The 24,549-nt window shown below is 51.0% G+C and carries 21 protein-coding genes; 17 read left to right on the top strand and 4 right to left on the bottom strand.

Annotated elements, in window-relative coordinates:
* Window positions 1–707: 707 nt before the first annotated feature.
* Window positions 708–2,354 (bottom strand): glutamate--cysteine ligase, encoded by a 1,647-nt coding sequence (gene gshA, locus AC1RVX_RS25930; RefSeq protein ID WP_493219470.1) that lies wholly within the window; start codon window positions 2,352–2,354, stop codon window positions 708–710.
* A gap of 255 nt (window positions 2,355–2,609) precedes the next feature.
* On the opposite strand from gshA, the gene AC1RVX_RS25925 reads away from it, so the two are divergent.
* Entirely contained in the window at window positions 2,610–4,757 is a 2,148-nt protein-coding gene (locus tag AC1RVX_RS25925) for a S9 family peptidase (protein WP_493219469.1), read from the top strand.
* A 65-nt stretch (window positions 4,758–4,822) separates the two neighbouring features.
* Window positions 4,823–5,215: a VOC family protein gene (locus tag AC1RVX_RS25920; protein WP_493219468.1), complete on the top strand. Its 393-nt coding sequence runs from the start codon at window positions 4,823–4,825 to the stop codon at window positions 5,213–5,215.
* A 77-nt stretch (window positions 5,216–5,292) separates the two neighbouring features.
* Here AC1RVX_RS25920 and AC1RVX_RS25915 read toward each other — a convergent pair whose 3' ends face one another.
* Window positions 5,293–6,036: a substrate-binding periplasmic protein gene (locus tag AC1RVX_RS25915; protein WP_493219467.1), complete on the bottom strand. Its 744-nt coding sequence runs from the start codon at window positions 6,034–6,036 to the stop codon at window positions 5,293–5,295.
* 856 nt (window positions 6,037–6,892) lie between these two features.
* Here AC1RVX_RS25915 and AC1RVX_RS25910 point away from each other — a divergent pair.
* The 7 genes from AC1RVX_RS25910 to AC1RVX_RS25880 all read left to right on the top strand — a co-directional run bounded on the left by AC1RVX_RS25910 (window position 6,893) and on the right by AC1RVX_RS25880 (window position 13,519).
* Complete coding sequence (locus AC1RVX_RS25910; RefSeq protein WP_493219466.1) at window positions 6,893–7,405, top strand: DUF1269 domain-containing protein; 513 nt, start codon at window positions 6,893–6,895, stop codon at window positions 7,403–7,405.
* A 130-nt stretch (window positions 7,406–7,535) separates the two neighbouring features.
* A complete protein-coding gene (locus tag AC1RVX_RS25905) occupies window positions 7,536–8,270 on the top strand; it encodes an ABC transporter ATP-binding protein (RefSeq protein WP_493219465.1) in 735 nt (244 codons plus the stop codon).
* Window positions 8,270–9,823, top strand: coding sequence for a putative ABC transporter permease subunit (locus AC1RVX_RS25900; protein WP_493219464.1), 1,554 nt, complete (start codon window positions 8,270–8,272; stop codon window positions 9,821–9,823). Before AC1RVX_RS25905 ends, AC1RVX_RS25900 begins: the two co-directional genes overlap by 1 nt.
* A 44-nt stretch (window positions 9,824–9,867) precedes the next feature.
* On the top strand, window positions 9,868–11,109 hold the full coding sequence (locus AC1RVX_RS25895; RefSeq protein ID WP_493219463.1) for an efflux RND transporter periplasmic adaptor subunit: 1,242 nt from the start codon (window positions 9,868–9,870) through the stop codon (window positions 11,107–11,109).
* Window positions 11,109–11,864, top strand: coding sequence for an ABC transporter ATP-binding protein (locus AC1RVX_RS25890; protein ID WP_493219462.1), 756 nt, complete (start codon window positions 11,109–11,111; stop codon window positions 11,862–11,864). The genes AC1RVX_RS25895 and AC1RVX_RS25890 overlap by 1 nt, the downstream gene beginning before the upstream one ends.
* The gene (locus AC1RVX_RS25885; protein WP_493219461.1) at window positions 11,861–13,084 is read left to right on the top strand and encodes an ABC transporter permease; all 1,224 of its coding nucleotides are present in this window, start codon (window positions 11,861–11,863) and stop codon (window positions 13,082–13,084) included. The genes AC1RVX_RS25890 and AC1RVX_RS25885 overlap by 4 nt, the downstream gene beginning before the upstream one ends.
* A 15-nt stretch (window positions 13,085–13,099) precedes the next feature.
* The gene (locus tag AC1RVX_RS25880) at window positions 13,100–13,519 is read left to right on the top strand and encodes a YccF domain-containing protein (protein ID WP_493219460.1); all 420 of its coding nucleotides are present in this window, start codon (window positions 13,100–13,102) and stop codon (window positions 13,517–13,519) included.
* A gap of 94 nt (window positions 13,520–13,613) precedes the next feature.
* Here the strand turns inward: AC1RVX_RS25880 and AC1RVX_RS25875 are convergent, their stop codons facing one another.
* Window positions 13,614–14,270: a thiol:disulfide interchange protein DsbA/DsbL gene (locus AC1RVX_RS25875; protein ID WP_493219459.1), complete on the bottom strand. Its 657-nt coding sequence runs from the start codon at window positions 14,268–14,270 to the stop codon at window positions 13,614–13,616.
* Between the two features lie 345 nt (window positions 14,271–14,615).
* Here AC1RVX_RS25875 and AC1RVX_RS25870 point away from each other — a divergent pair, with 345 nt between their 5' ends.
* The 6 genes from AC1RVX_RS25870 (at window position 14,616) to AC1RVX_RS25845 (ending at window position 21,430) form a co-directional block, all read left to right on the top strand.
* Entirely contained in the window at window positions 14,616–15,119 is a 504-nt protein-coding gene (locus AC1RVX_RS25870; RefSeq protein WP_493219458.1) for a hypothetical protein, read from the top strand.
* Between the two features lie 193 nt (window positions 15,120–15,312).
* Entirely contained in the window at window positions 15,313–16,443 is a 1,131-nt protein-coding gene (locus AC1RVX_RS25865; protein ID WP_493219457.1) for an SMP-30/gluconolactonase/LRE family protein, read from the top strand.
* A gap of 26 nt (window positions 16,444–16,469) precedes the next feature.
* A complete protein-coding gene (gene glpD, locus AC1RVX_RS25860; RefSeq protein ID WP_493219456.1) occupies window positions 16,470–18,017 on the top strand; it encodes a glycerol-3-phosphate dehydrogenase in 1,548 nt (515 codons plus the stop codon).
* Window positions 18,018–18,212: 195 nt separating this feature from the next.
* Window positions 18,213–19,034 (top strand): DUF1700 domain-containing protein, encoded by an 822-nt coding sequence (locus AC1RVX_RS25855; protein ID WP_493219455.1) that lies wholly within the window; start codon window positions 18,213–18,215, stop codon window positions 19,032–19,034.
* A 61-nt stretch (window positions 19,035–19,095) separates the two neighbouring features.
* On the top strand, window positions 19,096–19,905 hold the full coding sequence (locus AC1RVX_RS25850; protein ID WP_493219454.1) for a head GIN domain-containing protein: 810 nt from the start codon (window positions 19,096–19,098) through the stop codon (window positions 19,903–19,905).
* A 499-nt stretch (window positions 19,906–20,404) separates the two neighbouring features.
* Window positions 20,405–21,430, top strand: a complete 1,026-nt coding sequence (locus AC1RVX_RS25845; RefSeq protein WP_493219453.1) for a substrate-binding domain-containing protein — start codon at window positions 20,405–20,407, stop codon at window positions 21,428–21,430.
* Between the two features lie 84 nt (window positions 21,431–21,514).
* On the opposite strand, the gene AC1RVX_RS25840 is transcribed toward AC1RVX_RS25845, so the two are convergent.
* Window positions 21,515–22,726, bottom strand: coding sequence for a GGDEF domain-containing protein (locus tag AC1RVX_RS25840; protein WP_493219452.1), 1,212 nt, complete (start codon window positions 22,724–22,726; stop codon window positions 21,515–21,517).
* A 114-nt stretch (window positions 22,727–22,840) separates the two neighbouring features.
* On the opposite strand from AC1RVX_RS25840, the gene AC1RVX_RS25835 reads away from it, so the two are divergent.
* Together AC1RVX_RS25835 and AC1RVX_RS25830 are read left to right on the top strand one after the other, a co-directional pair.
* Window positions 22,841–24,097 (top strand): TIGR03862 family flavoprotein, encoded by a 1,257-nt coding sequence (locus AC1RVX_RS25835; protein WP_493219451.1) that lies wholly within the window; start codon window positions 22,841–22,843, stop codon window positions 24,095–24,097.
* A gap of 103 nt (window positions 24,098–24,200) precedes the next feature.
* Complete coding sequence (locus AC1RVX_RS25830) at window positions 24,201–24,527, top strand: hypothetical protein (RefSeq protein WP_493219450.1); 327 nt, start codon at window positions 24,201–24,203, stop codon at window positions 24,525–24,527.
* The last annotated feature ends 22 nt before the right edge of the window (window positions 24,528–24,549 follow it).

The following is a 24,549-nucleotide window of genomic DNA, read 5'->3' as shown; positions in this document are numbered from 1 at the left end:
ACTTACAAACAATGCTCCGTGCAAAAAAAATACCCCGCTTTTGAATAGGCATGTGTTCATTACGATTTCTCCAGAGCATCGATGAATCCTGATTGCGCTACGTCGGTTAGCAGATATATCGGCTATCGACTTGCAAACCATACTAGCATTCGCCATGAGTACTTCCATATAGGACATGGACTTCCGCATTTGTAGGATTAGATGAAGTAGCGCTGCTTCGGTTTGTGGTAGAGGCTTGGCAATGCAGCAGGCCAAACGATCATGTTCCGGCTTTGGGGCAACTGGTCTGTGATTCAGTCTGAAGGAGGGTGTTGGAACTAAATTCATTTAACAAGGGTCTATTATGTGCAGTATGCTACACAACTGTACGTATCTTACAATTTCCCCCTATTTTCAATATGCATAATATATTAAAAAAATCTCTGTTGCTTACCCTGATACCCTGTAGTCAACTGGGTTTGAGCGGCTGTGCTGTCGTCTATGACATGCAGCAAGATACTGCCCAGCACCAATGTGAAAAGCTCGTGGACTGGAATGAGCGCAAGACTTGTCTTCAACAAAACAAGACGACCTACGAGCAATATGAAAAACAGCGTGAAGACTTACGGACCAAGGGGACGGAAAAGAAATAGCCACCGGGACCGGTGGCTAATGACTAATGGGGTAAGGTGTAAAGCGTCTGCCTTTGCCCTTACTGGGCAAAGGCATTAATTTGCTGGTGCTACCTGTACCTTTATACTTTGAGTCAGAGAGGCTTCGTTAAAGGTATCGCAGCAAATTTCGCTTGAAGTGCGTGAGCGATAATCATTGATGAATTGGTCAAAACTGCCGGTTTGTGATTTTTCCATTGAGGCCTGTTCTGCCAGTGATTGCTCTGCCATGTTGGTGTAGATGGCCAATTGATCAGCAGCTGGTGGACGGGAACGGAATTCTTCTGCCTGCAGCTTGCTTTGCTGCAAGGCAAACTGGGTGAACGAGTTATTTGCCGCACGTATTGCGGTCAGTACTTTGGCTGATGGCGTCAGTTCCGGGTGCTGCAATTTTTCTCTCTGGACATGCAGGGTTTTTGCGTGGCTGTCATCACCACGCTGGGCATCCAGCAGGGTGACTACCGGTGCGATTTTGTCCAGTAATTCCATGCTCCAGTCTTGCAGTGATATGGCTTGCCCATGGCGTGACAACATCAAGCCGGGGCGGCGGCCTTGTTTGACAGTGAGCGCAAAATTGGCAACATTTTCTTCTCCCTCTGCCTGGTTCGTCGATGGGCTTTCATCCATCGCGCAGAATAGCAGGAAGGCATCAAGGAAGCGCGAAGTTTCCAGGCTAATGCCCAGCGGATCGAAGGGGTTCACATCCATGCAACGCACTTCTACATATTGTACGCCGCGTGCACACAGCGCTTCTACCGGCCGTTCACCAGTCCTGATCACGCGTTTTGGCCTGATGGTGGCGTAAAACTCATTTTCGATTTGCAATACATTGGTATTGATCTGTACCCATTCCCCATTTTGCCGCGTACCCATTTTTTCATATGCAGGATAGGGTTGGCGTACCGCCAACGACAAACTGCGCATGTATTCCAGCAAGGTGTTGTAGGGCGGCACCAGACCAGCCTGGGCGTTGTTTTGGTAACCCAGGTCACTCATGCGCAAGCTGGTGGCATAGGGCAGGTACAGTGTATCTTCCGACAGGGTTTCCAGTTGATGCGGGCGGCCGCGCAGGAAAGGTGTGGACAAAGCCGGTGATGCACCGAACAGGTACATCAATAACCAGCTATAGCGGTGGAAATTGCGTATCAGGGCAATATAATTTTCTGATTGCACATACATGGATGTGCCAGGTGTTTGTTCAGCCTTTTGCAAGACCTTCCACAAATCTTCTGACAGCGAATAGTTGTAATGGATGCCAGCAATGCATTGCATACTTTTTCCGTAGCGCAAGGCCAGTCCGCGCCGGTACACATGCTTGATCATGCCTATGTGTGAATTGCCGTACCAGGCAATCGGTATATCTTTTTCTTCCGGCAAAGCGCAGGGCATGGACTGGTGCCACAGCATTTCATCGCCCATGACGGTGTAGGCGAAGCGGTGGATATTGTCCAGCTCATCCAGTGCTGTGGCGATGTCAGGCTCTGCAGGGGTAATGAATTCCAGCAAGGATTCCGAATAGTCCGTAGTAATTTGCGGATTGGTCAATGCCGAGCCCAGTGCCGGCGGATGCGGCGTCAGAGCCAGTTTGCCATCGGCGTGCACACGCAGGGTTTCTCTCTCTATACCGCGTAGTCCCTGGGCAAGCAACGGACGATTTGCTTCGCTATCGAGTAGCGCCAGACGTCGTTTTAACAGATCGCTCACGGTGTATTCCTTCCAGATTCAGTTGTCTTTGCAATCACGTTTGCAAAAAATATCGAGCAAGCATAGCCGAAAATTGAAAATGGCATACGAGGCTGCTCAAATTTCAGGTGGAAACTTTCTTAAGGGTAAAACAGTCTTATGACTTGCTGATTTCAAACCAGGGAAACCCTGCGCTGCATTAATGCGCCAAAAGATCCCTTGTTTTGTTTGCATCGCTTTAGAATACCCCATTCACCCATCCTCACAGGAGTTGATGTGATCTTCAAAAAAATCTCTGTACTCATGTCTGCCAGCGTGCTTGGTCTGGCGACATCTGGTCTGGTAGCGGCTGAGGATACGGTGTCTACCGCATCCCCGGCTCCTCCCGTTGCCGCCAAATTGCCGTGGCAGGAAACGCGTCATGGTGAAGTGGTAAACGATGATTATCGCTGGCTGCAGAAAAAAGAAAACCCTGACGTGATTTCTTATCTGAATGCGGAGAACGCCTATACCGAGGCCATGAGTGCGGATATCAAGCCGCTGGCAGACAAGTTGTATGGTGAGATCAAGGGGCGCATGAAGGAAGTTGATCTGTCTGTGCCTGTACGTCGCGGTAATTATTATTACTATTCGCGTACAGAAGCTGGCAAGCAGTATCCGCTGTCGTGCCGCCGGCATGCGGATGCCACCATGGCCTACGACGACAAGGCTGATGAAGAAATCCTGCTGGACCAGAATGAGATGGCCAAGGGACTGAAGTTCTTTGCCGTCGGTGGCAGCCTGGTCAGCCCGGACGAACAATTGCTGGCTTATGTGACAGACACCGTTGGCTACCGCCAATACCAGCTGCGCATCAAGAATCTGAAAACCGGCCAGTTGCTGGCTGATACGGTAGAGCGCGTGACTTCGCTGGCATGGGCTGCCGCCAACAAGACCCTGTTCTTTGTGCAGGAAGACCCGGTCACCAAGCGGTCTGACCGCCTGTTCCGCATGGAGCTGGGCAAGGCACCGGTAGAAATCATGCATGAGGCAGTGGAGCAGTTCTCGCTCGCGGTGGGAACTACCCGCGACCGCCAATTCATCGTGCTGACCAGCCAGGCGACTGATACGGCCGAAGTCATGCTGTTGCCAGCCAGTACACCTGACGCTATCTTCCGTTCTGTGCTTGGACGTGAAAAAGGTCATCGGTATAGTGTGGAGCACCGCAATGGCGAGCTGTATATCACCACTAATAAAGACGCCAAGAATTTCCGCGTAGTGCGTGCGCCGCTGGCAACACCGGACAGTAAACACTGGCAGGAAGTGGTGAAGCATGATCCCGGTGTACTGGTGTTTGCCGCTGACCTCTTCAAGGATTTCATGGTCGTCACCGAAAAGACCCAGGCTCTGAATCGTGCCCGTATCTATGACTTCAACAGCAAGCAATGGAAGACGGTGAAGTTTGACGATCCTGTGTATCTGGCAACCGGTGCTGGCACGCCAGAATTTTCTTCCACGCGTTTCCGCATGTCTTACCAGTCACCAGTGACACCGCCTACTGTGCTGGATGTGGATATGGCGACAGGGCAGCGGTATGTACTCAAGCAGCAGGAAATTGTCGGGGGTTATGATGCCAGCAAATATGAAAGCCGCCGGCTATGGATGACGGCCAGAGATGGCGTCAAGGTACCGTTGTGGGCCGTGTATAAAAAAGGGGTGAAATTGGATGGCAGCGCGCCTTTGTTGTTGTATTCGTATGGCAGCTACGGTTATTCAACCGAGGCCACATTTGCCATCAGCCGTTTGAGTTTGCTGGACCGTGGTGTCATCTATGTACAGGCGCATATCCGTGGTGGTCGTGACATGGGCGAACACTGGCATGAAGATGGCATGCTGATGAAAAAGAAAAATACTTTTTATGATTTCATCGACAGCGCTGATTACCTGGTCAAACAAAAATGGACCAGCCCTGACCGGCTCATCATTCAGGGCGGCAGTGCCGGTGGCTTGTTGATGGGAGCGGTGGTGAACATGCGCCCGGATTTATTCCATGCTGTGCATGCTGCAGTACCCTTTGTGGATGTGATGAACACCATGATGGATGCCAGCCTGCCTTTGACCACAGGTGAATACCTGGAATGGGGCAATCCGAATGAAAAGCCAGCGTACGACTACATGCGCAGTTATTCACCGTACGACAATATCGCCCACAAGGCTTACCCGGCCATGCTGGTGACGACGAGTTTGAATGACAGCCAGGTCATGTACTGGGAACCGGCCAAGTATGTCGCTAAACTGCGCGACTATAAGACAGATAAAAATCCGCTGCTGTTGAAAATCAATATGGCAGCCGGGCATGGCGGTGCTTCTGGCCGGTATGATGCGATACGTGAAGGGGCTTTCAATTCAGCCTGGATGTTATCGCAGTGGGGTATTAAAGAGTAAAAAATGATGCCCCCAACATTGGGTTAAGGGGTATTTCAGGATTTAGAAATCAGGAGTCAATTCTTATGAACTTTGCTTACACCATTATCTATGTACCCGATGTGGCAGCATCACTTGCTTTCTTTGACAAAGCCTTTGGCTTTGCCACCCGGTTTTTGCATGAATCGGGCATGTACGGTGAGCTTGATACCGGTGCCACGACACTGGCATTTGCTGCCCATGCCATGGGGGAAATGAATTATTCCTGTGGTCATGTGGAAGCCCATAATTCTGCCCAGCCATTGGGCATGGAAATCGCCTTTACCACGGCTGATGTGGCGCAGGCCCATGCACAGGCGATTGCTGCCGGTGCCAAAGAGCTTGCTGCACCTGTGCAGAAACCCTGGGGCCAGGTAGTGTCTTACCTGCGTTGCCCGGATGGTAGTCTGGTTGAACTGTGTACACCAATGGGCGGGTGATTAACCGGGCCATGTATCGGGTTAATCATGGATGCATGGCTGATTTTACAGGGTGTGCGTGATGAGCTAAACCAGTCTTAATCCAAGGGAAAATACTTATGCTTCAGCTTCATGACCGTGCCGTCTTTTTGCAGGCTTTCGTAGGCATTTTTCCAGGCTACTTCTTCTTTTTCAGGCAAATCCAGGGAACTGGCCAGATATAATTCGGCTGAACCAAGGGTGATGCCGGTTTTGAAGTCGTCGAAGTCAAATCCATATAGTTCTATTATTGCAGTCAGCATGGGGTAGCCAGCATAAATGGCATCGATACCGCCCAGTGACAGCATTTTTAGCAAATCCTGATAATTTTTTTCATACACGATGTAACGAAAATTTTTCTCTTGCAAGTCTTTTTCTAATGATGAACCACGCATGATACCTATACGCATGCCGCGCAATTGTTCAATATTGGTTTTTTCTATATCAATTTTCCCTTTGCGATAACCAAAAAAACTGTAGCTGACCTTGCTCAACGGTATGAGCCACTTGAAACTGGCTTCGCGATCAGGTGTTCTGGCTAACGGGAACAAGCCATAGGATTTCCCTTCTTTGCCCATGTTGACTACTCTCGACCACGGATAGAAAGTCACATCGGGTTTGCGCCCAAGTTGGGTCGACATGGCCACCACCAATTCATAGGCATAGCCACGCGGCACATTGTGCTCCAGCCAGACAAAAGGAGGTAATTCAGCAGTGATCCATTTGATGGGTTCAGCCGCAGTTGACTGAGCCTGACAATGCAGACATAACAGGGCCGCGAACAGGCAGATGATTTTTTTCATTTCAATTTCGTGAGAGAGATGATGATACCCACAGCTTCTTATTCAGGACTTACGCAAGATTGTTCTGGTAAGGCTAATGACAAGGAAACCTCCCTTGCAAGAGCGGTCCGTTGTCTTGGCCGACAACATGTTGTCGGAAACACCAATTAACTCTTATTGGAGCGTCTTTACGTCAATCCTGTTATTGCCTTCACCTTGCTCAGCTTGGCATATAGAACTCATTTCATCAATAGGGATGAGTGCGAGCAAGGCGATTCGGGATGAAGTGCAAGGCGTAAAGTGTTTACCCTGCGCAGCAAAGGCTGGTGCCTTAGCAAGCGCGACGTAACAACCTCGCGCTGCAATGCGCCCGCGAAGTGTCAATGCGGCCAGCTCCCGGAGGGTTTGCCTCATAACGCGCGTTGGACTCCCGCTATTGATCGCCTCGTCCCCTTGCAGGGCGCATGTGCGCTGGTAAGCGCACATCGTACGCAGGCGTGCAGCATGCTGTACGAAACCCCTGTTTTACCCTTGCCAGCCCTCGTTATGAGGCAAACGCATTTCACCCCTATTGATGAAATGAGTTCTAGTCATGCCTTTACCGTGAGTCACAGTATTGAGTTTGTGGAAAGGAAGGTCAAGTGAATTTTTTGTTGATGTGCGCAGAATCGGGCGACGTAAATGTTTAACAATCCGGCCTGATTTGCCATTTGAATTTTGCCTGAAATTGTCTATAAAGGAAGGTAGGGCAGTTGCGCATCCTGTCGTTTTTCCCAGTATGGAATGACGATGCTTGCTGTCTTATCCCCTGACCAATTTCCGGTCACCGTGTAGCCATCGCAACTGCCTCATTGGATATTTACTCCAGGAGGTTGTCATGAGACGCAGACTGTACTTCATGTTACCCGACGTAGGCAGCGCCAGGTCTATGCTGGATGAACTGTTGCTGGCGCGGGTGGACGAGCGACATATGCATTTTTATGCCAGAGAAGGCATGCTGCCAGCCGATATGCCAGAGGCAAATTCTTTCCAGAAAACCGATTTGATACACGGTGCTGAAGTCGGCATGCTGATAGGCGGTATAGCTGGTTTGCTGGCTGGCGGCTTGTGGCTGATCTTTCCACCCGAAGGGATGGAAATGCGTATCGTCTCAGTGGTGATTTCAGCTTTTGGCGGCGCCATGTTTGGTTCCTGGGCATCTGCCAGGGCGGCAACCGCCATTCCCAGTTCACGTCTGAAACCTTTCCTGGCAGAGATAGAAAATGGTCGTGTCTTGCTGATGGTGGACGTACCTTTCAAGCGGGTGACAGAAATCAAGGAACTGGTCAGCAAGCGGCATCCAGAAATCCGTTTTGGTGGTGTTGATCCGCATGTGCCGGTTTTCAGTTGATTTCATCGCTACTCCTGACTTTTTCGTAACACGCAGGCAATAATATGCCAGCGTGTTGTTTGCGTATACGGCACTTATTTTTGTTCATTTAGGAATACAATGGCTAAATTTTTAGACAACATTTCCCAAAATGACAGACATAGCCCTGGAGTTGCGCGACCTGAGTAAGAACTTCGGTCGTCCCGCCGTAGAAAATCTGAATCTGCAGGTGCGTCGAGGCGAGCTGTATGCCTTGTTAGGTCCCAATGGCGCAGGGAAAACTACGACCTTGCGTATGGTGGCTGGATTGATCTTGCCCGACAGTGGCAGCATCCGTATCCTGGGCAATGACCTGGCGACCAATGCGGCGCTGGCCAAGAGCAAGCTGGCCTATCTGCCGGATGATCCCATGTTGTATAACAAGCTCAAACCTCTTGAGTATCTGGCATTTGTGGCTGGCTTGTGGGGTGTCTCTGCTGACGTGGCAGAAACCCGGGCGCGTGAATTGCTGGAATGGCTGGACTTGTTGCAGCATACGGACGAGCTGACCGAAGGCTTTTCGCGTGGCATGAAGCAAAAGCTGGCATTGGCTGGTGCCCTGATTCATCAGCCGGAACTGATCATCCTTGACGAACCGCTGACCGGCCTCGATGCAGCAGCGGCACGCCAGGTCAAGGATGTCTTGCTGGCGCATGTGAAGCAGGGTGGTACCGTGATACTGACCACCCATATCCTGGATGTGGCTGAGAGACTGGCAGAACGCATAGGCATTATCCAGAATGGCAAACTGATCGCCGAAGGCACGCTGGACGAATTGCGTACCCGGACCAGCCATAGTGCAGGCACACTTGAAGAGGTCTTCCTGCAATTGACGGAGCCAGCATAATGGTGCGCGGCTTTACATTCCAGCCGGGCACAGCAGCCTGGCTGCTATGGCATGAAATTCGTCTGGCTTTTTATGACATGGGCCAAAGCAGGCCGGGGCGCAAAGCAGCCCGTGGCATGTCCGTGTTTGGTATTTGCCTGATTGTATTTATAGCCTTGATGGCGCATGTCGGCGTCTGGTTTATATTGCGAAAAATACCACCTCTGGGCAAAGAAATTCCACCGTTCATTCTGATCATTACCGGTTTGCTGATGATGGTGATTTTTAGCATGATGCTGTCACTGGGGTTGACGCGCAGTGTCAGGGCCTTGTTTGAACGCGGTGATCTGGATTTGTTGCTGTCTTCACCATTATCGTCGCGCACTATCTTTAGTGTCAGGCTGGCAGGGGTGACTTTTGGCATAGTGATATGGTTTTTGCTGTTGCTGGCACCAGTTGCTAACGTAGGTGCGCTGATTGGTCAGTGGGCCTGGCTGGGGATATATCCAGGCATACTGGGCATGGCCATGATCGCGGCGGCGCTGTCGATGTTACTGACCCTGGGGCTGGTGAAAAGCATCGGTGTACGCCGTACCCGGACGGTCGGGCAGATATTGGGGGCACTCACCGGGGCCTCTATTTTCATCCTGTCACAACTGTTTGGCAATTTGGGTAAAGAAGTACGTCAGGATGTGCAGGCTTACCTGACACCCTTGTTTCAACCGGGCGGCCCGCTGGATGCGCAAAGTCCGGTATGGACACCGGCGCGTGCCTTACTGGGTTCGCCATCTGCTATTTTGGTGTTCGGCCTGATCAGCCTGGCCAGCTTTTGGCTGACAGCCCGGTTTACCCATCAATTCTTTGTGCGGGGTGTGCAGCAATCCGTTGGCAATTCGCGCAAGCCGCTCCAGAAAGGGACTAACAGCAAATCGTGGCGGGCGGGTTTTGGGCGCAGTCTGCGCATGACCATCATCCTGAAAGAATGGCGTTTGATCGCCCGCGATCCGCAACTGATCTCTCAAGTGTTGTTGCAACTGCTGTACATGTTGCCCCTGTTTTTAGTTGTTTTCAAGGGCAATTCGATTTTGCCAGGGGTGGCATCGGGTATGATTTTTCTGGCGGCTTCGCTGGCGGGTTCATTGATCTGGGTCATTGTATCCGCTGAAGATGCGCCCGACCTGTTACGTGCTGCCCCAGTCAAACCGCTGACCATAGTTGTCAGCAAGTTGATTGCTGCTCTGTTGCCAGTAATGGTATTGATGACACCAGTCCTGATTTGGCTTAGTGTGCAGCATGTACTGTTGGGGCTGGCAGTGGCGCTTTGCGTGGTGCTGGCCATGCTTAGTTCCGCCCTGATCAACCTGTGGCAATCCAAGCCTGCTCCACGCGCCCAGTTTAATCGTCGTGGCCATGCACAATGGATAGCCGGGCTGCTGGAAGCACTGAGTTCCTTTAGCTGGGCAGGCTGTATTTATGTGGGAATGCAATTCACAAGTTGGTTATGGATACCCCTATGTACAGCACTGCTGGCTCCTGCTTTGGCCTGGCTGTTTCGCATTGAACGAAATATTTGATTGCCGGTCTATCGCTTAGCTGATAACTTGAGATTGGTCTTACTATGCCTGTATTTACAAAGAAGCGCATTTTTGTGGTCATTGCCCTGTTGGTCGTGGCGAGTGCCGCTGCCATGTATTACCAAAAAGAAAAAGGCAAGTCCAAGGAAGAAGAACCCAAATATAAAACGTCCATCACTGACAAAGGTAATATTACCCAGACGGTGACCGCGAGCGGCACACTCAATCCCGTGGCCCTGATCAACGTTGGTTCTCAGGTATCAGGTACCGTGGTCGAATTAAAGGCTGATTTCAATGACAGAGTGAAGCAGGGCCAGATACTGTTAAAGCTTGACCCGACCATCTTTAATGCCCAGATCAAGCAAAGCGAAGCCAGCCTGGCTTCCGCCGAAGCGTCCAAGCGCCTGGCCCAGGCTACGCTGGACAGGAATCAAAAGCTGGTCACACAAAATTATATTTCTGCCACCTCTATGGATCAGGCCAAGCGCGAAGTAGAAGTGGCCGATGCCAATATCAAACTAGCCAAGGCTCAGCTCGACAGAGTCCTGGCCGATCTTAACAACAGCGTCATTCGTTCCCCCATCGATGGTGTCATCATCAAGCGCACCATCGACATGGGGCAAACGGTGGCCGCATCTTTCCAGACACCAAACCTGTTCCAGATTGCGCGTGACCTGACCAAGATGCAAATTGATACCAATGTGTCGGAAGCCGATGTCGGTTTACTGAAAGATGGTTTGCCTGCCCGTTTTGTTGTCGATGCCTATCCTGACCGTGAATTTGAAGCCAGGTTACGGCAATTCCGCCTGGCTGCCAATGTTCAGCAAAACGTCGTAACTTATAACGTCGTACTGGATGTGGACAACAAGGATGAATTGCTAAAACCCGGTATGACAGCACAGGTCCGCCTGGTAGTTGGCAGCCGTGAAAATGTGGTGCGTATCCCGACTGCGGCCCTGCGTTACAAGCCAACAGAAGAAGAACAAGCCAAAGAAGCCAAGGCACTCAAGGACAATGAAAAAAATGGCAGTGCATCGGCTTCTGTTCCGGCGTCTGCCAGCAGCAATCTGCCAGCTCCAGATGGCGATGATGACGTGGCTTTCCGCACCAAAAAAGATCTGACCCGTACTTTCAAGTTATATAAATTGGATGATAAAAACCAGGCTAAGGCAGTTGATGTCAAAATTGGCTTGTCAAATTTCCGTTTCACAGAAGTGATTTCCGGTGATTTGAAGCCGGGCGATAAAGTCATTACACGCGCACTGGACAAAGCCGGGGCACGCTGATGAGTGATAAGCTGATAACCATAAGCAAGGTTTCCAAGAGCTATTTCTCTGGCGGTGTCGAAACCAAGGTCTTGCATGGGATTGATGTGCAAGTGCCGCGTGGTGACTTTCTGGCCGTCATGGGTCAGTCTGGCTCTGGCAAGTCGACGCTGATGAATATACTTGGCTGCCTGGATCAGGCTACCAGTGGTTCTTACCTGTTAAATGGCGTGGATACGTTGAGCCTGTCCCGATCGGCACTGGCGACCATACGCAATCGCACCATAGGTTTCGTCTTCCAGAGTTTTAACCTTATCAAGCGCATGAGTGTGGCAGAGAATGTCGCCTTGCCTTTGATATATGCAGGTGTCGGACGTGACAAGGCGCATAAGAAAGCGCTGGTCGAGCTGGAGCGTGTTGGTTTAAAAGAATTTGCGAAACGCATGCCCAATCAGCTATCAGGTGGACAGCAGCAGCGTGTCGCCATTGCCCGTGCCCTGGTGGCTGACCCGCCACTGATTTTGGCGGACGAACCTACCGGTAATCTTGATACCCAGACCAGCGAAGACATCATGCGTTCATTGCAGCAATTGAATACCGAGCGTGGCATCACCATCTTGCTGGTCACGCATGAGCCAGATATTGCGGCGTATAGCAAGCGCCTGGTGCGACTCAAGGATGGCCATGTCTTGTACGATGGCCCCGCAGCAGAAGGTTTACGTCAACTCGCGGCTTCACATGCTGAATATTCAGAAGCACGGGTGGAGACAAAATGAATTTCTTCCAGGTCTTTATAGAAGCCTTCCGTTCCATGAATGCCAACAGACTGCGCACGGCGCTGACTATGTTGGGTATCATCATTGGTATTACCTCGGTCGTAATGATGCTGGCGGTTGGCGAAAGTGCCAAAAAATTCATTGCCAAGGAACTGGAAGTACTGGGCAGTAATCTGATGATTATCTCCCCCGGTGCCAACCGTACACAGGGCGTCCGTGCGCGTACCGGTACTGCCCCGTCGCTGTCGGTTGAAGATGCATTGGCGCTCAATGAAATCAGCAGCCTGAATGGCGCTGCACCAGCCTTGCAGGGTTTTTTCCAGCTCACGGTGGGGAATGACAATTCCAATAATGCGGTGCTGGGTATCACGCCGGAAATGTTCAAGGTGCGTAACTGGAAAGTGGATCAGGGTAATGAATTCAGTGATTCCGACATCCGTGGTGCAGCACGTATGGTCATCATAGGCAAGAAACTGGCGGATCAGTTCTTTTACAAAGAAAATCCCGTAGGCCAGTTTGTGCGTATAGACAATGTGCCTTTCCAGGTGGTCGGCGTCCTGCAGGGCGAGGGGCGCATGTTTGATGGCGGTGATCTGGGTGAGATGGTCTTGGTCCCCATCACATCTGCCAGGGCCACCCTGATGCGCAGTCCTTTCCCACGCAATGTGCATTATGTCGTGGTTCAGGGCAAGAGCGAAAAACAACTGAAGGATGCCGAGGAGGATATCAAGGACATGTTGCGTGACCGCCACCATATCAAGTCCGGACAGGAAGATGATTTCCGCATCGATAACCTGGCCTCCATCGCCGAAACCGGGGCCAAGATCAGCGCTGGTCTGGCAGCCATGCTGGGTGCGATTGGTGCCATCTCTCTTATTGTCGGTGGCATAGGCATCATGAATATCATGCTGGTTTCGGTGACCGAGCGCACGCGCGAGATAGGTATACGCATGGCGATTGGTGCCAAGCCGCGTGACGTGTTGCTACAGTTTTTGACGGAAGCAGTCGTCATTTGCCTGGTCGGCGGCATCATAGGCATTTTGTTGGCAATGGCTGGTGCTGCTGCCATTACTTCTACCGGAAAACTTGAGGTGATCGTCGGTCTGGAAGCCATGGTTGTTGCCTGTGGTTTTGCCAGTTTTGTTGGTATTTTCTTTGGTTTTTACCCGGCCCGCCGCGCTTCACGTTTATTGCCGGTGGATTGTTTGCGGTATGAATAAACTGGAAGGTAAGCGATGAGTCTGATCGGAAATATCCTGTGGCTGTTATGTGGAGGCTTTATCACCGGGCTGGCCTGGTGGCTGGTCGGCGTGGTGGCTTTTATCAGCATCATTGGCATACCGTGGGGCCGGGCCTGCTTTGTTATCGGGCAATTGACTTTTATGCCGTTCGGCAAAGAAGTAGTTAATCGTCAGGACGTGACAAAGCAGGAAGATATTGGTACCGGGGTGTTGGGGGCTATAGGCAACATCATCTGGTTCATTTTCGCTGGCGTCTGGCTGGCGATAGCCCACTTGTTTTCAGCTTTGTTTTGTTTCGTCATCATTATTGGCATCCCATTCGGTATCCAACACCTGAAACTGGCCGCCATAGCACTGGCACCTATAGGTAAAACCGTAGTTGACAAGGAAGTGGCAGCCAGGCTGCACCGTTGATTGTGGTTGTGCTGGCAGGGGATGCGACAGAAGATGCAGTCGCAGACATGACAGCAGGCCCCTTGGGAAAGGGCGACCTGCTGCAATCAATAGCTTATTTCTTTGATTTTTCAATCAGAATATCTAACACCTGCATGGTCGCCTGATGTAACTGCTCACGTGGCAAATTGCTGTTTGCCTCGGCTATCATGGAAGGATTGGTCAGGTAGCGGCCACCAACTACAAAAGTCGGTGTGCTGTCCACTTTATAAGTGGCGACCTGCTTCGACAGGTTGGTCAATTTGGTGATGACCGCGAAAGAGTTATAGAAATTCACAAACTTGGCTTTGTCGATACCATTCTTGACGGCCCAGTCAATATTTTCCGCATCACTGCTCAGGCGACGATGTTCAACATGCCAGGCAGTCAATACCTTGGCATGCATGGCAGTTTCCAGATTCATCGCTTCCAGCGTCAGGAACAAATGTGCTTCAGGATCTTTTTCACCTGTCAGTGGCAAATGCATGCGGCGGAACAGGATGTTGTCACCCTGTTTTTTAACCCAGTCAAGCAGAGTAGGTTCTAGCGCATTACAGGCGGGGCAGTGGTACATGAAAAATTCTATGACTTCGATTTTCTTGCCGCTGGACAGCACTGGCTGGGGTGCGGACAGGGTAATGAATTCTGCCCCGTTTTTGGGTGCTGCAGGCGTTGCCTGTGCCGTGCTGGCAATAAAACCGAGAGTAATCAACAAAAGGCGTAAGAAGCGCATGGGTTTCCTTTGACATGAATCACAACAAGCCGCTGAGCTTACCAGTATTTGCATAATTTGGCATGCGCCTTGTGAACGGGGCGGTGAGTGATGGCAGGACTGTCAGCAATTTGCTGCTTATTCGTCAAACATCTTTAAAAATCCCCTGATTTTTTAGCAAAACCTTGCACCATTAATTGATTCATAGAAAAATGAACTCAGGCTGGCGCAAAAGCTGCTGTCTTCACGGGAGACCATCATGTCTGTCCAGAAGCTGCTGGTGCATCTCAGAATCAGATATTGCCTGCGTCCTGTTTGCATGTATCGAAACCTGCATCAATTTTCCCAGACTGTGGAGCACCTGCAATGATGACTGTGCCTATCGTGATTGATTTCGAAGCGTCGGGCTTCGGCAAAGGCAGTTACCCTATTGAGGTCGGCTTTTCGCGCCGCCATGGGGAAGGCTGGTGCAGCCTCATCCGTCCCGAATCCGATTGGCAGCACTGGGATTTGTGTGCCGCACATATACACCGCATTCCGCGTGAAACCCTGATAGAAAGAGGCAAAACCCCCAATCTGGTCACGGAACAATTGAATCTGCAACTGGCAGGACAAACCGTCTATACCGATGGCTGGACTCAGGACTACGTATGGATGGCACTGTTGTTCGATGCTGCCGACAGGGTGCCGAGTTTTCGCCTGGCTGATATGCGTGAAATTATCTCCCCGCTGCAGGAAAGCCTGTGGCACACCACAAAAAAGCAGGTGCAGGAAGATTTGAATATTTCCCGCCACCGCGCCAGCAATGATGCCCGTGTGCTGCAAATGACCTGGTTACGTACCTATGACGCGACGCGTGGTCTTAATTGAGCAAGACTTATTCGAAGCAACCTTCATTTGCTTCAATCAGGCTTAACTGCCCCATTACTATCAAACCCATCGCACTGGCATTTGAAAAAAAATATCAAATGATTATCCAGACAGTGCAAAATACGTGCTGTGATAATGTCATGCCGTGTTTGTGTACGGCATCTGGCTGTCCTGCATCTATGAGGAGATGAAGTTGAAGAAATGGATAATTCGTATCATCCTGATCATACTGAGCTTGCTGGCGGTGGCGGTAGTATATTTGTTGCTGGCTCCGGTGCCTATCAATCCGGTTGCCTGGCAAGCGACGCCGTTTACTGGCTACTCTCCACCCCATGCGCGCAATGAAAAACTGGCCGCCTTGAAAACCATTGATATTGGCAATGAAACCGGGCCGGAACATATCGCCATGGGACCGGACGGGCATTTGTATGCCGCCGTGACTTCAGGTGCCATTTTGCGCATGCTGCCGGATGGTAGCCAGCGCGAGGTCTGGGTAAATACAGATGGCAGGATTCTGGGATTCATGTTTGACGCAGTGGGCAACATGATTGCCGCAGATGCCTTTCGCGGTCTGTTGTCGATTGCCCCCGACCGGCAAATCACGGTACTGACTGATAAGGTTGGTGATAGCCCGATTCTCTATGCCAATGCGGTTGTCGTCGCCAAATCCGGCAAGATGTATTTTACTGATGCCTCACAACGTTTTGGCGCGCGCGAATATGGTGGCACCTTTCATGCCAGCGTGCTCGATATCCTTGAGCACTCTTCCACTGGACGGGTACTGGAATATGATCCGGCCAGCAAACAGACACGCGTCATTGCAGAAGGAATGTGCTTTGCCAACGGTCTGGTACTTAGCGAGGATGAACAGCAGCTCATCATTGCCGAGACTGGTGAGTACCGCATCTGGAAAATTTCCATCCATGCCAGCCAGTTAAACCTGAAACGCAAGCCGGATAAGAAACTGGCCAGCATACTGTTGCGCGATTTGCCGGGGTATCCTGATAATCTCATGCGCGGGCTTGATGGACGTGTCTGGCTGGGGCTGGTCAAGCCACGTGGTGCAGCGATAGACAATATGGCTGAGAAACCCTGGCTGCGCAGCATCACCCTGCGTTTGCCACGTGCCCTGTGGCCGGTACCTCCGGCCTATGGCCATGTGCTGGCTTTTAATGAAGCCGGAAAAATACTCGCAGATTTACAAGATCCGTCCGGCCAATACCCAGAAACGACAGGCGTTACCGAAACCGCAGACCGGCTTTACATACAAAGCCTGCATGCGCAAGGCATAGGCTGGCTGCCGAATCACCTGATCAAGAAATGAATGGCGTACCGTAGATGACAGTGCAGATGACAGAACACGTGGCTGAAGTGGATGTGCTGGTGATAGGCGGTGGTATCAACGGTGTTGGCATAGCGCGCGATGCTGCCGGGCGCGGCCTGAGTGTGCTCTTATGTGAAAAAGACGATCTGGCCGCACATACCTCGTCGGCATCAACCAAGCTGATACACGGTGGCCTGCGCTATCTCGAATATTATGAATTTGGTCTGGTGCGTAAGGCGCTGCTGGAACGAGAAGTGTTGATGCGGTCAGCACCGCATATCATCAGCCCCTTACGCTTTGTCATGCCACATGCGCGTGGCCAGAGACCTGCCTGGATGATACGGGCTGGCCTGTTTTTGTATGATCACCTTGCCAAGCGGGAGTTGCTGCCAGGCGCTGAAAGCCTGGATCTACGCACGCATATTACCGGCAAGCCCTTGCACGCAGACTTCAGGCGCGGGTTTGCTTATTCCGATGCCTGGGTGAATGATGCACGTCTGGTGGTGCTCAATGCGATGGATGCGGCAGAAAAAGGGGCTCGCATACTGACCCGCACCACATGCATTTCTACCCAAAGAGAAGATCAGCACTGGCTGGTGCGATTGCAGCAAGCCGATGGCAGCCTGATCAAGGTCAAGAGTCGCAGTCTGGTGAATGCCACCGGGCCGTGGGCAGTGAATGTGCTTCATCAACTGCTGCATCAGGGGGGCGCAAAGACTCTGAGATTGATCAAGGGCAGCCACATCGTTGTGCGGCGTCTGTTTCATCATCCTTATGCCTATATTTTCCAGCACCAGGATGGCCGTATTGTATTTGCCATTCCTTATGAGCAAAATTTTACCCTGATAGGAACTACCGATCTGGACTACACCGGCTCTCTTGATCAGGTTGCCATTACCGATCCGGAAATCAGTTACCTTTGTGACCTGGCCGGGCAGTATTTTACTCAATTGATTACTCCCGCTGACGTGGTCTGGTCGTATTCCGGTGTGCGGCCGCTGGTGGAAGAGGAGCATATTGGAGGCAAGGAAAAAGCGACGGCACTGACCCGCGATTACCGGCTGGAAATCGATACCAATGGCCCACCCCTGTTAAATGTGTATGGTGGCAAAATCACCACTTACCGCAAGCTTGCAGAAGAAGCGTTGCAGCAACTGGCTCCCTTGCTCAACAATGCCAACGCGGACTGGACGCAACATGCCTGTCTGCCGGGCGGTGACATCCTGGGGCCGCTGCCACAAAATAAGGCAGTACTTGATTTTCCTTTGTTCATTCAGCATTGCCAGCAGCAATATGCGTGGTTGCCTCCCCATCTGACTGAAAGGTTTGCGCATGCTTATGGTACGCGCATCCATGTCTTGCTCAAGAACCGGCAATCATTGTCAGACATGGGGGACATGCTGTTTCCGGGTCTTTATGTTGCCGAAGTGGAATATCTGGTACGACACGAATGGGCACGCACGGCAGAAGATATTTTATGGCGTCGCAGCCGCCTGGGCTTGCACATGCTGAGTGAAAATACACAAAGACTGACAAGATGGCTTAGTCATCATCTTGCCAGGCACATCAAATAAGGCATGTTGAAAATATAAAACACGCCTTATTCGTGGGGTGCTTCATCCTCACACACGCAAAAACGTCCGATAGTGGCTGCTGCCTGTCCCTGACTTTTGCATTTCATCACCCCGAATTTGCGCACTGTCGCATGGCGATGGTTTTGCTCCTTGGTATTGTTTATTCTCAAAATACGCAAAAACAGGGAGAAATCCATGAACAAGACTGAATACCTGCAAGCACTCCGCCAGGCACTTGCCGGTTTGCCAGCGATGGTAATACAAGAAACCGTCCGGGAATATGAAGCCATCTTTGCCGATGCTGCGGCATCTGGTAAATCGGAAGAAGAGGTCGTCGCCAGTCTACCCAAGCCGGAATTGGTCGCCGCCCGCAAAAAAACCAGCAGTCGCTATCAGGTGCTGAAAAACAATTTCACCATTGGCAATATCGCCGGCTGGCTGGTCGCTTTGATTGGTTTGATGGTCTTTAATTTTTTCCTGTTTATCCCCGCCCTTGTGTATTTCAGTCTCTTATGTTCCAGCTATGTCGTTGCCATGAGCTTGTATGTGGCTGGCATAGGCGTGACTGCTTTCAGTTTGTCGGGCGTTGAACAGTTCAGTATTGATGTTCCTTACCACAGTCATCATATGATCAGGCACGGTCATCACAAAGTCATGGGCGATCTGCAACATGAGAATGTGCGGGTGGATATCACCGGATCAGGCATTTTGATCGATGGTGAAAAAGCCGTAAACGAAGGCAAACCAGCAGAAGCTGCCGACGCCATCAAAATCGACAGCACGCATGGTGTAACTGACAGTGCCCCCGCTACGGCAGTGGGATCTGACGAAAAAGAATTGCATATCGAAGTGGGGAATCGTTTTCATGGCGGCAAGGCCCTGCTGGGTATTGGCATGATCATCGCCTCAGTGCTGTTACTGATGCTGAGCATGTTCATGACCAAATATACCTTTATCGGCTTCAAGAATTATCTGCGCTGGAATCTGTTGCAGTTGCATTTGGTCCACCCGGCATGAGTACATTGCTAGGTTTTTAATACAGCATACTGAAGTATTGCTTCAACATCAGGAGAACAAGATGAAAAACATTATTCGTACCGGCATAGGCATGTTGGCTCTGTCCGTCGTATTGACAGCCACATCGGTCATATTCATCAAAGCCCATGCAGCCAATGTTGCCATGGCCAGTGGTGGTTCGTCTGCCAGTGAAGTGCGACCCGTCAATGCCGGGGTCGTGAATGTCGTCATGCATGGGCCAGTTGACCTGATACTGAAACAGGCGAGTACGCCGGAAATGCTGGTCAAGGGTGATGCCAAACTGGTTTCCCGTGTCACCACCACCGTTGAAGGTAATACGCTGCATATCGGTACCCGTGGCATCTATATTTCCATCGGCAAGACAGAGCAAACGAAAGTGGAACTGAGTTTGCCGAATCTGGAAAAACTGCAAATCTCTGGTAGTGGTGATGCGATGGTCAAAGGTTTTCGCGGCAATAAAATGGATATCTCGCTGAATGGTTCAGGCGATGTCAGTTTTGATGGCGATTTCCAGCAAGTCAGTGCCGGGATACATGGCAGCGGCAACCTGAATCTGAACCTTGGTAATAGCGAGACCATTGAACTCAGCGTCAATGGTTCGGGCGATAGCGTCATCAAGGGGCAAACCAAATCATTCAATGCCAAGCTGACTGGTTCAGGAGATTTGAACGCGGTCTCGCTGAAAAGTGGGCAGGTCATTCTTAATTCCATGGGGTCGTCCGATGCCAAAGTATTTGCCAGTCAGGAAGCCAGGTTGAAGCTGATGGGCAGTGGTGATGTTCACGTTTTTGGCAATCCGGTCAAGCGCAATGTTGAACGTCTGGGCTCAGGCGAAGTACGTTGGGACTAAAACCTGTTCACGATCTGTAGCGAGCGGGCGTCAGCGGGGTGAAGAGCAGCGCATGAGCCCCGATCACGCCCGCGCAGTAAGATCGTGAACAAGGTGCTGAGAAAACGGGCAGGAATTCATTCAAAGCTGTCGATGAAAACCATTTTAGTGTTGTTTATTGGCGTAGAGCAAATATTCTTGCCTTAAGGAATGATATTTTCGATGGGAAATATTTCCAATTGGAGAATTATATTTTGAAAATATGACGTTTGTTTAATTAAAATTCATCGCTGGTGGCTTGTTACCAAAACTCTATTTACTTGGTGCATTTTTCTGCAATAATCATTGCGAATATGTAAGAATTTGTTTCAAAAACCAAGAATAAGTTCTGTGTTTGTCGATACAGACCCAATTTCAACCTGACCAGCCGAGAATCATGACTGCTACTCAAAGTAAGTGCTTGACCGCGTTGTTTGTTATGTTCAGCTTTGTTTCTGGTGCTTTTGCCCAGGAAAATCCCATGCAGTTTCTTAGTAAGGCGAATGCCAAAGTGGCACGAGCGGCATCCTTGAAGAACCATTGGGAAGGTCCGGCCGACGGTCCCCGGTTACAAAAGAAAAAGAAGATTATTTTCATCGCAGCAGACATGAGCGATCCTGGCACTGCCGGTATATTTGCAGGTGTGCGCGAAGCCAGCGCCAGTGCCGGTTGGGAAACCCTGCCTATCGATTGTCGCGGTCGCTGTAACCAGGGGTCTGCCATCGTTGCTCAGGCCCTGGATATGAAGGCGGAAGGCATCATCATGGCGGGTGTGGATGTTGGTACCCAGGCCAAGGGTATGGCCGCCGCAGCCAAAGCCAAGGTACCAGTGGTGGGCTGGCATGCCTCTGTCAAGAGTGGTCCGACTGACGGCCTGTTCACGAATATTGCCACCAACCCGAAAGAAGTCGCGCAAGTTGCTGCCTTGTATACCGTGGTAGATTCAAACAACAAGGCTGGCATCGTGGTTTTCACCGATTCCACCAACCCTTATTTACTGGCTAAATCCAGTGCCATTGTCGAAACCATCAAGCAATGTGAAGGCTGCAAATTGCTCAGTGTGGAAGATGTGCCGCTGATTGATGCACACCTCAAAATGAAAGGGGTGGTAGAAAATCTCGTCAAACGTTTTGGCAGCAAGTGGACACATGCCATCGGTGTCAATGACTTTTATTTTGATTTGCTGGAAGTACCGGCGACGGCTGCTTTAATCGCCAACAATAAACTGGTTGGTGTGTCCGCTGGTGATGGTTCACCCACTGCCTATAAACGTATTCGTGCCAACAGCTTGCAAACCAGCACGGTGCCAGAACCGCTGTCCATGCATGCGTGGCAATTGGTGGATGAACTTAATCGCGCTTTCTCCGGTGCCGAGCCCAGCGGATTTGTCAGTTCATCCGCGCATCTGGTGACAGCACAGAATATTGCCTACGATGGCGGGCAGAAAAATACTTTCGAACCAGGTAATGATTTCCGCAATCATTACCTGCATTACTGGTCCAAATAAGCCTGTTATTGTTTGACGGGGATTGGGTTTTGAAAAGCAGGCTGGAGAAATATTCCGGCCTGTTTTATTTTGTACGGATGATATTTACCGCAAGCCTGTTCGTTGCGTGACTGCTTCCAGTATGTTGTCCGGGACGGATTTGTCCAGATACATGCGTTGATCGGCAATCTGCATCAGCCGGTCTGCCGTACGCCCATCAGTTGGGAACATGGCCGAACCAAGAGCCGCCTCAATATTCACGGTATGGCCCTGTATGGTGCAGGGGCCGACCAGCATTTTTTTCAGTCGTAGTAAAGTGCTGTCTAGCTGGGATTCCTGGTTCACCCCAAAGGTGATGGCGACAAATTCGTCCCCACCGATGCGACCAACAAAGTCGGCATGGCGGCAAAAATTTTTCAGGCGTTTCGCCACTTCTTTCAGCAATTGATCCCCGGTCTGATGACCATACCGGTCATTGACAGATTTGAAGTGATTCAAATCTATCAGGATAAAACCGAAACCTTGCTGGTTGCGGGCGCTCATGGCGATGGCACGGTCAAGTATTTCATCGACATGCCTGCGGTTGGGCAGGCCGGTAAGTACGTCTTCGCGCGCCATTTGCAATATGCTGTTTTGCGCCCGCAAATTGCAGCAGGCGCTGACACCATATGTCCAGCTCAGCAGACATAAGACCAACACCAGATACACCACATTCAGCAACGGGTGACTGGCAAGTTGCGTATTGTCGCTGGCACCGAAGGCCAGATACCAGCGAAGCATGAAGGCTGCCGCCATAGCGGACATGGATAATGCTCCTATTCCCGCAGCCAGCAATTCGAGGTCGCGAGTTTTTCTGATGAGTATGAAGGCATTTGCCAGCATTAATGTCGCGGCAATGGCGTCATGGAACAGGTAACGGCGTATCATGTCGTCCCGGTTGATGAATGCCAGCAGGATGAATAACGGGATCAGCACCAGGCCCAGACGCCAGCGCTGGAGCGATGCGTAACCGCGAAAGCGCAAGGTGCCTTCCAGCATCAGCAGGATGGTGGTGAGTGCCAGGGAATTATTAATGGCAATAATCAGCGCTTTGGGGACATCAGTGATGCCAATGAGCCGCATCACCAGGAAGGCGGGCGCAGTGACCGACGCTGCAAGCGCCCAGACTCCGGTGCCTGGTATGCCGCGATTGATACGCCAGACAGCCAGCATGACCAGCATGGAAATCACACTGATGCAAACAACGACAAGATCAAGCGTAGTACGATCCAGATTAACCATAGACAGGTATGGGTGCATGGGTGGCACGGCAGTCATATCAGACAGGTACTTCAGGAACTAGCGATCAATGCGACAATCCCGCATTCACGTCATCAGACCATGCGCAGGAACTGGTACAAATGACACGAAATCATATTATGACGCAAACTTATGCAAAAGCACTCAAATAATTCACAAAATGACAACACGGAAGAGGTGATCGTTATTGGTGGCGGGCCTGCTGGCTTGATGGCTGCAGAAACCCTGGCCAGTCAGGGGCTGGCCGTCAGTCTGTATGATGCCATGCCCTCGGTAGGGCGCAAGTTTTTAATGGCAGGCAAGGGCGGAATGAATTTGACCCACTCGGAAAATTCTGTCTCTTTCATGACACGTTATGGCGCGCGTGAAGATGTCCTGCAACCCATTATTAAACAGTTTGATGCCGCTGCGCTACGAAACTGGGCTGCTGACCTGGGCATAGAAACCTATGTCGGCAGCTCTGGCCGGGTTTTCCCGATGGATATGAAGGCAGCGCCACTGCTGCGTGCCTGGTTGCATAGATTGCGCCTGCAAGGCGTGCGTTTTCACATGCGTCATCGCTGGCTGGGATGGCGTGACGAACAGACATGGGCATTTTCCACCCCGGACGGCGAGGTCAGCAGGCCAGCACGCGCCGTGATCCTGGCCCTGGGCGGTGGCAGCTGGGCCCGCCTTGGTTCCGATGGCGCTTGGGTAGATACGCTACGTCAACGTGGTATTGCAATAGCCGATTTAGTGCCAGCCAATTGCGGTTTCGACGTCGGCTGGACTGCTTTTTTCCAGGAGCACTTTGCTGGCCACCCCTTGCTGACCGTTGCCGCCAAGGTGCAGGGGAGTGGCTTGCCCATGCGCAAAGGCCAGTTTGTCATTACGGCAGGAGGTGTTGAAGGCAGCCTGATTTATGCCCTGTCAACCGCCTTGCGTGAGCAGATATCTGGTACTGGAACAGCCGTGCTTGAGCTGGATCTGTTGCCGGATACGCCATTGCAAAAAGTGATTACTGAATTGCAGCACCCGCGTGGTTCACGTTCCCTGTCCAGCCATATGAAAAGCCGCTTGAAACTGGATGCATTAAAAACGAGCCTTTTGCATGAGTGCTTGCAAAAATCTGATTTTGCACAGATTCATGTATTGGCGCAGGCTATAAAGTGTTTACCGTTGCGACTCAAGGCGGCACGTCCCATTGATGAAGCAATCAGCAGTGCCGGTGGTGTGTGCTTTGAAGAACTGGATGCAGGGCTGATGACGCGGCAAGTTCCAGGCTTGTTTTTTGCCGGAGAAATGCTGGATTGGGAAGCGCCCACGGGTGGCTATTTACTAACGGCATGCATGGCCAGCGGTAAATATGCCGCTGAGGGTGTTATCAAATGGCTGGAGAGCAGCAAATAGTTCTGATCAGTCTTGGTGGAGGCCGATAGAAATCGGTACAATACATGTTTCTTGACGTTAACTTTTCGGACTATATGTCTTTGCATTTCTTTTACGTACTTGTATGAGTGAAATTCGCAGCAATCCGCGCTCCAATGTAACTTGGCGCGGTGCCATCCAGGTGGTCCCCGGTAAAATTGTTCCGGCCAAAATTGTCAATTTTTCTGTCCATGGTATGCAGATGCAGTGCAGTGTCCTGTTGAAGGAAAAGCAAACTTACCAGATGATGATGGAAGTCCCCAGCCTGCGTGATGCGTCTCAGCGCACCCAGGTGGTGTGTAAGGCAACCTGTATCTATTCTCTGCTCAGTGGCAGCGAATACCGCGCTGGCATGAAATATTTTGATGTGCCGCTTGAGTATATAGATCTGCTTTCTGCATGGTATGTCTGATGCAGTGGCATACCTGCCCATG

Source organism: Undibacterium sp. GW821-FHT11B02 (assembly GCF_058808955.1).
This window is presented reverse-complemented; position numbering and strand designations above follow the sequence as displayed.